9 protein-coding genes are annotated in these 12035 nt (G+C 70.4%); 6 read left to right on the plus strand and 3 right to left on the minus strand.

The features are described from left to right. Nucleotides 1–58: 58 nt before the first annotated feature. From DEJ17_RS04065 to DEJ17_RS04085, 5 genes are all read left to right on the plus strand, one after another. On the plus strand, nt 59–1396 hold the full coding sequence (locus DEJ17_RS04065) for an ABC transporter substrate-binding protein (RefSeq protein WP_110892194.1): 1338 nt from the start codon (nt 59–61) through the stop codon (nt 1394–1396). 12 nt (nt 1397–1408) lie between these two features. Beyond that, nucleotides 1409–2356 (plus strand): carbohydrate ABC transporter permease, encoded by a 948-nt coding sequence (locus DEJ17_RS04070; RefSeq protein WP_110892195.1) that lies wholly within the window; start codon nt 1409–1411, stop codon nt 2354–2356. Next, the gene (locus tag DEJ17_RS04075) at nt 2353–3261 is read left to right on the plus strand and encodes a carbohydrate ABC transporter permease (RefSeq protein WP_110892196.1); all 909 of its coding nucleotides are present in this window, start codon (nt 2353–2355) and stop codon (nt 3259–3261) included. The genes DEJ17_RS04070 and DEJ17_RS04075 overlap by 4 nt, the downstream gene beginning before the upstream one ends. Beyond that, the gene (locus tag DEJ17_RS04080) at nt 3258–5411 is read left to right on the plus strand and encodes a beta-galactosidase (RefSeq protein WP_258366643.1); all 2154 of its coding nucleotides are present in this window, start codon (nt 3258–3260) and stop codon (nt 5409–5411) included. Before DEJ17_RS04075 ends, DEJ17_RS04080 begins: the two co-directional genes overlap by 4 nt. Before the next feature lie 186 nt (nt 5412–5597). Next, nucleotides 5598–6869, plus strand: coding sequence for an endo-1,4-beta-xylanase (locus DEJ17_RS04085; protein ID WP_110892197.1), 1272 nt, complete (start codon nt 5598–5600; stop codon nt 6867–6869). Between the two features lie 73 nt (nt 6870–6942). On the opposite strand, the gene DEJ17_RS04090 is transcribed toward DEJ17_RS04085, so the two are convergent. Both DEJ17_RS04090 and DEJ17_RS04095 read right to left on the minus strand, forming a co-directional pair. Next, a complete protein-coding gene (locus DEJ17_RS04090) occupies nt 6943–7599 on the minus strand; it encodes a response regulator (protein WP_110892198.1) in 657 nt (218 codons plus the stop codon). Beyond that, a complete protein-coding gene (locus DEJ17_RS04095; RefSeq protein ID WP_110892199.1) occupies nt 7596–9305 on the minus strand; it encodes a sensor histidine kinase in 1710 nt (569 codons plus the stop codon). Before DEJ17_RS04095 ends, DEJ17_RS04090 begins: the two co-directional genes overlap by 4 nt. A 153-nt stretch (nt 9306–9458) precedes the next feature. Between DEJ17_RS04095 and DEJ17_RS04100 the strand changes: the two genes are divergently transcribed. Beyond that, nucleotides 9459–10952 (plus strand): CitMHS family transporter, encoded by a 1494-nt coding sequence (locus tag DEJ17_RS04100; RefSeq protein ID WP_110892200.1) that lies wholly within the window; start codon nt 9459–9461, stop codon nt 10950–10952. A 9-nt stretch (nt 10953–10961) separates the two neighbouring features. Here DEJ17_RS04100 and DEJ17_RS04105 read toward each other — a convergent pair whose 3' ends face one another. Continuing rightward, a complete protein-coding gene (locus DEJ17_RS04105; protein ID WP_110892201.1) occupies nt 10962–12035 on the minus strand; it encodes a low specificity L-threonine aldolase in 1074 nt (357 codons plus the stop codon).

Here is a 12035-nt window from a genome sequence, read left to right on the forward strand (position 1 = left end):
ACGTCAGGAGACCTCCGTGACCCCAGTACCCAGGCGACTTTCCCCACCTGCGCCACCCGTGCCTCCAGGCCGTGGGCCGAGCCGACGCGACCTGCTCCGGTGGGGCGCCGCCGCTGGCGGCAGCATCGCCCTCGGCGCGCTGCTCGCCGGCTGCTCCCCGCAGTCGACGGCCGCCGTCCGTTCCGGACGCGCCGACCTGTCCTTCTGGACCCACGACCCCGGCTACGAGAAGTTCTTCACCGAGGCGTTGCCGGTCGCCGACCGGAAGTCGGACTTCGACTTCGCGCTCGACATCACCACGATCGCGGCGGCGGACATCCCGACCAAGCTCATCGCGCAGGCCGTCGCCGGCACGGGGACGCCGGACGTCGCCGGGCTCGAGATCGGGGCGTTCTGCCGGATGCTCCGCGGGGACATCGCTGCCGAACTGCTGAGCGACCTCTCGCCGTCGGTGGCGTCGCGCAAGGACGACCTGATCGCTGCACGACTCACGCCGTTCTCGAAGGACGGGCACCTCTACGCGCTCGATTCGGACACCCCGTTGTGCGTCTACTACCACCGAGCCGACCAGTTCGAGGCCCTCGGCATCCCCGACGACCTGACGACGTGGGAGGAGTACATGGACGTCGGCGCGAAGCTCAACAAGAGCAAGGGCGTCTCGCTGCACGCCGTGGCGGTCACCGATCCGGGCGGCACGCTGCAGAGCTACCAGATCCTGCTGCTCCAGCGGGGCGGCGACCTGTACGACGAGGACGGCGGCATCGACATCCAGACGCCGGAGGCCGAACGCACCCTGCAGTTCCTGGTCGACGGTGTGCAGTCCGGTGCCATCGCGACGGTCGCCGACATGTACGGACCGAGCCTGCAGTCCGGGCTGAAGGGGGGCACGATCCTGGCCGTCGACATGCCCTCCTGGTACGCCAGCTACGGCATCAAGCCGAACGTGCCCGAGCAGAAGGGCAAGTGGAAGGTGCGGAACCTGCCCCGGTTCGCGGGTGGTGGCAGCACGACGAGCGTCGGCGGCGGTACCGGGTTCTCGGTGCTCCGCGACAAGCCGCTCACGAAGGCCGGGATCGATCTGGTGCTCGCCGCGTACCTCGACCCGGACCAGCAGGTGAAGCGCTACCAGGACCTCGGTTACCTGCCGACGCTCCGATCGGTCTACGACGACCCGCGGCTCGCGGCGCTGAGCGACCCGTACTTCGGCGGCCAGCAGCTGTTCGGCGTCTACAAGTCGGTCGTCGACGACGTGCCCTCGCAGCACCAGAGCGCCGATGCCTCGATCCTGCAGACGGTCCTGAGTGGCTACCTCATCAAGGCCTACAAGGGCCAGATCTCCCCGAAGCAGGCGCTCGACGCCGCTGCGGCCGACTTCCGCGGCCAGACCCGCGCCTGAGGAGGACCCTCGATGTCCACGTCAACTGCCACCGGCATCCCGGTGTCCGCCACCACCACGGCCGATCCGCCCGTTCGGCGCCGACGCCTGAACACGAACGGGGGCAGTGCGCCCTACCTGTTCATCGCACCGTTCTACGTGCTGTACGGGCTGTTCATGATCGTGCCGGTGCTCGCCGCCGTGTACCTGTCACTCACCGAGTGGGTCGGCCTCGGCACACCGAACTGGATCGGCCTGTCCAACTACGCGAACCTGTTCCGGGACACCAGCTTCGGTACCGCTCTGGTCAACTCGCTGATCTACACGCTCATCGCCGTGTTCGTCATCGTGCCGTGCTCGCTGCTGGTCGCGCAGGCACTAAACGCCAAGGGGCTCCGCGCCCGCGACCTGTTCCGGGTGACGTTCTTCATCCCGATGGTGCTGTCACCGATCGTCATCGCGCTCATCTACAGCCTGGTGTTCGACACGAACTACGGCCTGCTCAACGCCACGCTCAAGGCGCTGTTCGGGGTGCCGAACACCGACTGGCTCGGTGACCCGACGCTCGCGAAGGTCGCCATCGGCTTCGTACTCCTGTGGCGGACGGTCGGGTACCTGACGATCTTCTTCCTGGCGGCACTGCAGAACGTGTCGCCCGAGCAGTACGAGGCCGCGTCGCTCGACGGGGCCGGCACGTTCCGGAAGTTCACCAACGTGACGCTCCCGGCGATCCGTCCGGTCACGGCGTTCGTCGTGGTCACGAGCTTCATCAGTGCCGCGCAGCTGTTCGACGAGCCCTACCTGCTCACCAAGGGCGGACCGGGCGAGGCCACCCTCTCCGTCGCCATGTTCATCTACCGCGCCGCCTTCGAACGGCAGCAGTTCGGGTACGCGGCAGCCGCCGGTGTCGTGCTGTTCGTCATCGTGTTCGGCGTCAGCCAGATCCTCAACCGCGCACTCGCCATCGGGAGGGACGCATGACCGCCACCACCGACCGCCCGGACACCCGGGCCGTCACGACCGCCGGAAGCCGGGCATCCCGGTCCGGCCCGCCCCGCACCAGGGGCTGGATCGCTCGCCGCGGCCTGCTCTACGCCACACTCGTGGCGCTGCTGCTGGTCTTCGTGTTCCCGCTGCTCTGGGCGCTTTCCGGCTCGTTCAAGCAGCGTGGCGACATCTTCGCGACGCCACCCACGCTCATCCCGAGTCCGGCGACGGGGGAGAACTACACGAACCTGCTCGCCACCCAGCCGTTCTGGGCCTGGTTCGGCATCAGTGTGGGCACCGCCCTGATCGCGACCGTCGTGTCCGTGTTCGTCTGCGCGATGGCCGGGTACGGCTTCGCGAAGTTCCGGTTCCGGGGCAAGCGGATCCTGTTCGCCGTGATGTTCTCGTCGCTCTCGGTGCCGTTCGCGGTGATCCTCGTGCCGCTCTTCATCCTGGTGGTGAAGTCCGGGCTGACGAACCCCTGGTTCTCGCTCGTCGTGCCGTGGGTGGCGCCGGCGTTCGGCATCTTCATGATGCAGCAGTTCATCGTGCAGGCGATCCCCGACGAACTCATCGAGGCGGCCCGCATCGACGGCAACTCCGAGTTCGGCACGTTCCGCCGGGTCGTACTCCCGCTGCTCCGACCGTCGCTCGGCGCCCTGGCGGTGTGGAGCTTCCTGCAGAGCTACAACTCCTTCCAGTGGCCGTTGGTCCTGCTGTCCGACTCGAGCCAGTACACGTTGCCCCTCGGCCTCAACGCGATCTTCGCGTCGGAGAACCGGTCGTACGACCTGGTGCTCGCCGGGGCCGTGCTGGCGAGCGTGCCGACGATCCTCGTGTTCCTGCTCCTCCGCAAGCAGCTGCTCGACGGGCTGACCGCGGGGGCGGTCAAGGGATGACCGACACCCGCACCCACCACCGATCCTTCTCGAACGGAGCACCCAGCACCATGCAGCACGACCGCGTCCTCTTCGGCGCCGCCTACTACCACGAGTACCAGCCGACCCCTCGGCTCGATGAGGACATGCGCCTGATGCAGGAGGCCGGCTTCTCGGTCATCCGCGTCGGTGAGTCCGTCTGGAGCACCTGGGAGCCGGAGAACGGCCGCTTCGACCTGGAGTGGCTCGCACCGGTGCTCGACGCCGCCCACGAACACGGCATCCGGGTGATCCTCGGTACACCCACGTACGCCGTGCCGATGTGGCTCGCCCGCATCGTGCCGGAGATCAACGTCCGCCGCCGCACCGACGGCGAGGCGATGGGCTGGGGTGCCCGGCAGGAGATCGACTACGCCCACCCGGCGTTCCTGTTCCACTCCGAGCGGGTCATCCGGAAGATCGTCGCCCGCTACGCCGAGCACCCAGCCGTGATCGGCTACCAGGTCGACAACGAACCGGGCAACGAGCTCATCGCGAACCCCGAGGTGTTCCAACGCTTCGTCGACCACCTGCGCCACACCTACGGCAGCGTCGAGCGGCTGAACGAGGAGTGGGGCCTGACCTACTGGTCCCACCGGCTGTCCACCTGGGCGGACCTGTGGACGCCGGACGGCAACGCGCAGCCGCAGTACGACCTTGCCTGGCGCCGGTTCCAGGCCTCGATCACGACGGACTTCATCGCCTGGCAGGCATCGGTCGTGCGGGAGTACTCGCGTCCGGACCAGTTCGTGACCACGTGCATCGCCTACGAGCGGCCGACCGTCGAGGACGAGGTGCTCACCCGGACGCTCGACGTCACCGCCGGCAACCCGTACTACCGGATGCAGGACGCCCTCGAGCTGCCGAGTGCCGAGGAACCCGCACAGTTCTGGACCTCGTCCGGTGCCTGGTCGATCTTCGCCTCGGGCGACCGCATGTACGGGTCGAAGCAGGCACCGTTCCTGGTCACCGAGACCAACGCGCAGGCCATCGGGTTCTCGTGGATGAACGAACCGGCCTACGAAGGGCAGTGGCGCCAGGCCGCCTGGGCGCTCGTGTCCCGAGGCGCGTCGATGATCGAGTACTGGCACTGGCACACGCTGCACTACGGCGTCGAGACGTACTGGGGTGGCGTCCTGCCGCACTCGCAGCAGCCCGGTCGCACGTACGAGGAGATCGCCCGGATCGGAGCGGAGTTCGCGCACGCCGGGGACCGGGTCGCCGGCCTCCGCCCGCACGCCGACGTCGCCCTGCTGTTCTCGAACGAGTCGAAGTGGGCGCTGAACGAGCACCCGGCGCTCGGCGACGGCCTGGAGCCCGACCGGCGCTCGTGGCAGACGATCTACGACGCCTTCGCCCGAGGCGTCTTCGATGCGGGACTGCAGGCGAACACCGTGCACCCGTCGCAGGTCTTCGACCATGAGCCGGCGTCCTTCGCCGCGGAGCGTCCGGTGCTCGTCGCTGCCGCGTTCACCATCGCGACCGACGCCCAGCTGCAGTGGCTCGCCGCCTACGCCGAGGCAGGTGGCCACCTGGTCGTCGGCATCCGCACCGGGTACGAGGACGAAGAAGCCCGTGCGCGGCTCGAACCGAAGCCCGCGTTCCTCGACGTGCCCGCGGGCGTGCACTACGACGAGTTCAGCAACCTCGGCCGGCGCATCCCGGTGTCGGCCGGAGCCGCTGCCGCTGAGCACGGGTTCACCGTGCCGACCGGGGCGACGGCCACCCGGTGGGCGGACGGCCTGCTCGTCGACGACGCCGACGTGCTCGTCGGGTACGACCATCCGCACCACGGTCGGTTCGCGGCGGTGACCACCCGGTCGCACGGAGCCGGTCGGGTCACCTACGTCGGGACCGTCCCGGATCCGGCGCTCGCCGCAGCGATCACGGAGTGGGCGGTCGCGCAGGGCAGCGGGTCGCCGAGCTGGCAGCCGCAGTCCGACACGCAGTCGGTCGCGAGCTCGGTCAACGGTCGTGGCGAGACGGTGCACGTCATCCACAACTGGTCGTGGGAACCGAGCACGTACGCGGTGCCGGTCGCCGCGGAGGACCTGTTCGAGGGCACGGCACTCGCCCCGGATGCCGTGCTCGAGCTCGGGGCGTGGGACGTCCGGGTGGTCGTCGTCGCGTAGCGAGACCGGAGCAGGCGGGCCGTCGGGTCGGACGGTCCGCCTGCTCCTCTGTCCGGGTGCGAGCTCAGCGGGGGCGTGCAGCGAGGTCCGTGGGCCTCCGCGCTTGATCGCCCGTGACGCCGCCGCCTTCCGCTGCTATGTTTGCGCGCACAACAAATCCCGGACGACGATGTCGGAGGACGCGCGATGACGCACGCAACAGAGCACCGCTTCGGTGAGACGACCCTGACGGTCGTCGATGCCACCGGCGCACCCGTCCCCGATGCCGACATCACCGTCGAGCAGACCCGCCATGCCTTCGCCTTCGGCAACATCGGCTTCGACTTCATCGGACTCGCCAACGGCGAAGCGACCGGCGAGGCGACCGGCGAAGCGACCGGCGGTGCCAGCGCCGAAGCGCAGGACGAAGCAGACACCGAGCACCTCGCCGACCTCTACACCGACGTCTTCAACACCGCGACGCTCCCGTTCTACTGGGGCCGCTTCGAGCCCGAGCGCGGAGCCCCTGACACCGCCAGACTCCTGACGACGGCGCAGTGGTTCCGCGACCGCGGCATCGCCCTCAAGGGTCACCCGCTCGTCTGGCACACCGTGCAACCCGACTGGCTGCTGGGGCTCCCGCTGGACGAGGTCGAGCGGCTCCAACGGGAGCGCATCCGCCGCGAGGTCTCCACCTTCGCCGGCGCGATCGACACCTGGGACGCCATCAACGAGGTCGTCATCATGCCCGTGTTCGACAACGGCGACAACGCGATCACCCCGCTCGCCCGGGCCAAGGGCCGCATCCCGATGATCCGGATGGCCTTCGAGGAGGCCCGCGCCGCCAACCCGCACGCGACCCTGCTGCTCAACGACTTCGACCTGTCGAGTGCGTACGAGTGCCTGATCGAGGGCGTCCTCGAGGCCGGCGTGCAGATCGACGCCATCGGGCTGCAGACCCACATGCACCAGGGCTACTGGGGCGAGGACACGATGCTCGCGATGGTCGACCGGTTCGCCCGCTACGGCCTGCCGCTGCACCTGACCGAGACCTCGCTCGTCTCCGGTGATCTCATGCCCGCGCACATCATCGACCTCAACGACCACCAGGTCGCCTCGTGGCCGTCGACGCCCGAGGGTGAGGCGCGCCAGGCCGACGACCTCGAGCGGCACTACCGGAGCCTCGTGGGACACCCTTCCGTCGAGGGGATCACCTACTGGGGGATCACCGACGTCGGCGCCTGGCTCGGCGCCCCGATCGGACTCGTCCGCGCCGACGGCACGCCGAAGCCGTCCTACGAAGCGCTCCGCCGGCTGGTCAAGGAGGAGTGGTGGCTCGGCCCGACGGCGCTGCGCACCGACGAACGCGGCCAGGTGCAGGTCCGCGGCTTCCGCGGTGACTACCGCGTCGACGTGGGCGGCGAATCAACGGCGTTCGCCGTCACCGACGTGCCCACGCAGGTGCAGATCGTCGCGTGACCACCTGACGGACTGGAGGCCCGGTGCGGCCCCGCCCCGCGCCTCCCGTCCGCCTCACCGGCGCCGACCGCCGCTACCGCCGCACGTACCGGTGCTCCGGCCGCCCCGCAGCCCCGTACCGCAACTGCATCGCCACGATCCCGTCCGCCGTGAGCTGCGCCAGGTACCGCTGCGCCGTCGCCCGCGAGACCCCGATCGCCGCAGCCACCTCGGCGGCCGACCGTTCCTCGCCCGCGACGAGCTGCTCGAGCACCAGCGCCGCCGTGGCCGCCCGGGACGGCGACGCCCCACCGCTGTCGCCGGCGTGCAGGATCCGGAACGCCCGCTCGACGGCCTCTTGATCGAGCGTCGACCGCTCGTCGAGCACGTTCCGCGACCGCGCGTACGCCTGCAGCCGCTCGGCCAGCACCCCGGCTGCGAACGGCTTGATCAGGTAGGCGAGCGCCCCGCTCCGCATCGCCCGCCGCACGGTGCCGGAGTCCGACGCCGCGCTCAGCACGAAGGCGTCGGTGTCGATCGACCGCAGCAGGTCGAGGCCACTGCCGTCGGGCAGGTAGACGTCGACGAGCACCAGGTCCACGGTCCTGCTCGACAGCGCGGAGCGAGCGGCCGCGAGGGTCCCGACGGGTTCGAGCGCCCGGAACCCCGGTACCTCGTCGACCTGCCGCCGGTGCAGGTCGGCGACGTGGAAGTCGTCGTCGACCACCAGCACGGTGAACACGGAACTCACGACACCACTCCTTCCAGCCGAGCGCAGAACACCGCGCCGTGGTCGCCGCCGCCGGGGGAGGCGAGCCACACGTCGCCATCGCGCCGCCGGGCGATCTCCCGCGACAACGGCAGTCCGATCCCGAGCCCGTGCACCTGCGAGACGTCCTCCGACGCAGGAGCAGCCGTCGGCCCGCGGACGAACAGCGAGTCCGCGGCACCGGCCGGCACCCCCGGCCCGGAGTCCATCACCGACAGGTGCAGGGTCGTGCCGTCGTCGAGCACCTCGACCTCCACCCACGGGGAGCCCCCGTCACGTGTGGGTTCGTCCCCGCCGAGGGCCGCCGCCACCGCGTTGTCCACCAGGTTGCCGAGCACGGTCGTCACGTCGCCCGGCTCGGTGATCGTCCCCTGCACGAGCGTCTCCGCCCCGATCCGCAGCAGCACGCCCCGCTCGGCGGCCTCGACGCCCTTCGCCCCGAGGAACGCCTGCAGGTACGGCTCGGTCAACCGGTCGGCGTGCTGCACCGGGTAGCGCAGCGGCCCGCGCTCCTGCACGTCCGCCAGGTACGCCCGCGCCCGCGCGGTCTCACCGACGTCGAGCAAGCCCGAGATCGCGTGCAGTCGGTTCGCGAACTCGTGCCGTTGCGCGCGGAGCGCCGTGCTCATCGCCCCGACGGCGTCGAGCCGCCGGGTCAGGGCCTCGACGTCGGTGCGGTCGCGCAGGACCGCGACCCGGCCCAGGTCGTGTCCGTCGCGGAACACGGTGCGGACGTCGACGAGCAGCACCCGGTGCCCCGCGACGATCGTGGCGCTCGCCGGAGCCGCGGGGGACGCAGCGAGCATCGCCCCGAGCGGCGCGGGCAGGTCGAGCGATGCCACCGGACGGCCGACCGGATCGGCCAGCCCGAGCAGTCGCACGGCTTCGGGGTTGCAGACGGTGACGACCCCCGACGGGCCGATCGCGATGACGCCTTCACCGACCCCGCCGAGCACGGCCTGCTGGTTCTGCACGAGCGTCACGAGCTCCTCCGGCTGCAGCCCGAGCGTCAGCCGCACCAGTCGCCGCCGGATCAGCATCGAGGCGATCACCGCGAGCAGGACCGCCGCCAGCCCGGCACCGATCACCGGCATGCTGTCCTCGACCAGGGTGTCGTAGACGCGTGCCCGGTTGAAGCCGACGCTCACCTCGCCGACGACGGCGGACTGCCGGGAGGCCCGGCTCGTCTCCGCCCCGCCGGCTGCGGGCGCGGAGACGGGCACCTTCGCCCGCGCCGACTCACCGAGCGTGCCGCGCGCCCAGGACACGGTCTCGCGGCCCGCGAGTGCGGCGTCGGGGGAGGTGCTCACCATCTCGCCGATCCGGTCGGTGTCGGGGTGGGCCAGCCGGATGCCCCGGTCGTCGGTGACCACGACGAAGAGTGCCCCGGTCCGGCGCTGGGCCGCGACGGCCGCACGCTGGACGGGTCCGTCGGCGAGGACCGCGGGGTCGAGGTCGGTGCCGTCGACGCTGAGCCGGGCGACCGCTGCCCGGAGGTCGGACTGCGCGGCGACGCTCTGTGCGATCGCGAGTGCGGTCCCCTCGGCAGCGCGCTCGAGCCGGGTGACCTCGATCCGGACGAACACGGCACTGGTCAGGGCGACGACGGCGACGACCACGGCGAGCTGCAGCGCGAGCACCTCGGTGGCGAAGCGGAGCCTGGGGCGCCGTGAACGGTCGTCGGTCACGACCCCAGCGTACGGAGGGTGAGCCGACCTGCCTGCGCACAATGCGCAGAAAGCGGTCAACGCGCGATGGTGCGCCAATGTGCAGAAGCGCGCCGCGCCTCCGGGTCGGGTCGTAGCGTGCCCGGACTGCCAGACACGGACGAAGGAGTCCTGATGCTCGTCATCCTCGGGTACGCGATGGTCCTGACCTTCATGGTCCTGATCATGACCAAGCGCATGTCGCCCATGCTCGCGCTGATCATCGTGCCGACCGTGTTCGGACTGTTCGCGGGGGCGGGTCTGGGACTCGGCGACATGGTGACCGAGGCGATCGGCACGCTGGCACCGACGGCCGCGCTCCTGATGTTCGCGATCATGTACTTCGGACTGATGATCGACGTCGGCCTGTTCGACCCGCTCGTGCGGTTCATCCTGCGGGTGACCGGCAACGACCCCGCGAAGATCGTGCTCGGGACGGCCCTGCTGGCCGGTGCGGTGTCGCTCGACGGGGACGGCTCGACGACGTTCATCGTGGTCACGGCGGCGATGCTGCCGATCTACCTGAGGCTCGGCATGAGCCCGGTCGTGATGACGTGCGTGGCCGGGCTGACGAACGGCACGCTCAACATCGTGCCGTGGGGCGGTCCCACCGCCCGTGCCGCCGCCGCGCTGAAGATCGACCCGACGGACATCTTCGTGCCGCTCGTGCCGTCGCTCGTGGTGGGGCTGCTGCTGTGCTTCACGTTCGCGTGGACGATGGGCCTGCGGGAGCGGAAGCGGCTCGGGCTGATCGAGTTCACCGAGGCCTCGCGGGGTGCACGGGTGCCGGAGCGGGCGAACGCCCGAGCGGGGTCACGGGTGCTCGCGGCGGTCGGCGGGACCGGCGGCGGGATGTTCACCAGCCCCACGGTGGCGCTCGGACTGCGCGGTGGGAAGGCCGACGGCCGGCGTGCGGACGGCGAGGGCGTCGACGGCGTCGGGTCGGGGGACGAGAGCACGGGCACCGGCACCATGGCCGAGACGATGCTCGACCCGAACCGTCCGACGCTCCGTCCGAAGCGCATCTGGTTCAACCTCGGGCTGACCGTCGCGGTGATGGTGGCGCTCGTGCTGGGGCTCCTGCCGCTGCACTTCGTGTTCATGATTGGCACGGCGATCGCCCTGCTCGTGAACTTCCCGCAGCTCAAGCAGCAGACCGCGCAGATCGTCGCGCACGCCCCGAGCATCGTCGGTGTCGTGTCGATGGTGTTCGCCGCCGGGGTGCTGATCGGGGTGCTCGACGGCACCGGGATGGTCGCGGCGATGGCCGACTGGCTCGTCGCGGTGATCCCGGACTCGATGGGCCCGTACCTGGCGGGCATCACCGGTGTGCTGAGCATGCCGCTGACGTTCTTCATGAGCAACGACGCGTTCTACTTCGGGATCCTGCCGGTGCTGTCCGAGAGCGCCGCGGCGTACGGGATCACGCCGGCCGAGATGGCGCGGGCCTCGGTGGTCGGGCAGCCGGTGCACATGCAGAGCCCGCTCGTCCCCGCGATCCTGCTGCTGGTGTCGCTGGCGAACGTGAACCTCGGCGACCACCACAAGAAGGTGCTGTGGCGGGCCGCCGTGGTCGCCATGGCGATGCTCGTGGTGGCGATCGTGGTGCGGGTCATCCCGTTCGGATGACCCTTGCCGTCACACGGCGTCGAGCTCCCGCGTCAGGGCCGCGACGAAGTCGTCGATGTCCTGCTCCGAGGTGTCGTACGCGCACATCCACCGCACCTCGTTGCGGCTGGCGTCCCAGTCGTAGAACCGGAAGTGCTTTCGCAGCCGATCGGCCACCCCGGCGGGCAGGGTCGCGAAGACGCCGTTCGCCTGGGTCTGCTGGCTGAAGCCGACGCCCCGGATGCTGCCGTCGGCGATGCCGGCCTCCAGCGCACCGCGCAGTCGGGCGGCCATGGCGTTGGCGTGCCCGGCGGAACGCAGGTACAGGTCGTCGCTGAGCAGGGCGATGAGCTGCGCGGAGACGAACCGCATCTTCGACGAGAGCTGCATGTTCATCTTGCGCAGGTAGTGCAACCCCTCGGACGCCGAGGGGTTCAGCACGACGATCGCCTCGCCGTAGAGCATGCCGTTCTTCGTGCCGCCGAAGCTCAGCACGTCGACACCGGCGTCGGTGGTGAAGTCGCGCAGGGGCACCCCGAGGGACGCCGCCGCGTTCGAGATGCGGGCGCCGTCCATGTGCAGCTTCATGCCGAGGGAGTGGACGTGGTCGGCGATCGTCCGGACCTCGTCCACCGTGTAGGCGGTGCCGAGCTCGGTCGTCTGCGTGATCGACACGACGAGCGGCTGGGCGCGGTGCTCGTCGCCCCAGCCCCAGGCCTCGCGGTCGATGAGCTCGGGGGTGAGCTTGCCGTCGGGCGCCTCCACCGGCAGGAGCTTGATGCCGGCGACGCGCTCGGGCGCACCGGCTTCGTCGGTGTGGATGTGCGCGGTCGCGGTGCACACGACCGCTCCCCACCGCGGCAGCATCGACTGCAGGCCGACGACGTTCGCGCCGGTGCCGTTGAACACCGGGAACGCCTCGGCCTGCGCGCCGAAGTGCTCGCGGATCACCTCGTTGAGACGTGCGGTGTAGACGTCCTCGCCGTAGGCGATCTGGTGGCCGTCGTTGGCCGCGGCGATGGCGGCGAGGATCTCGGGGTGGACGCCGGCGTAGTTGTCCGAGGCGAAGCCCCGCAGGTCCAGGTCGTGCAGTCGGAGGGTCAC

The sequence above is a fragment of the Curtobacterium sp. MCSS17_011 genome (assembly GCF_003224275.1).
Lineage (GTDB): Bacteria > Actinomycetota > Actinomycetes > Actinomycetales > Microbacteriaceae > Curtobacterium.

Excerpts from the sequence above, each read along its gene's own strand:
- DEJ17_RS04070 (WP_110892195.1), top strand. The coding sequence starts at position 1,409 with ATGTCCACGTCAACTGCCACCGGCATCCCGGTGTCCGCCACCACCACG.
- DEJ17_RS04075 (WP_110892196.1), top strand. The coding sequence starts at position 2,353 with ATGACCGCCACCACCGACCGCCCGGACACCCGGGCCGTCACGACCGCC.
- DEJ17_RS04080 (WP_258366643.1), top strand. The coding sequence starts at position 3,258 with ATGACCGACACCCGCACCCACCACCGATCCTTCTCGAACGGAGCACCC.
- DEJ17_RS04085 (WP_110892197.1), top strand. The coding sequence starts at position 5,598 with ATGACGCACGCAACAGAGCACCGCTTCGGTGAGACGACCCTGACGGTC.
- DEJ17_RS04100 (WP_110892200.1), top strand. The coding sequence starts at position 9,459 with ATGCTCGTCATCCTCGGGTACGCGATGGTCCTGACCTTCATGGTCCTG.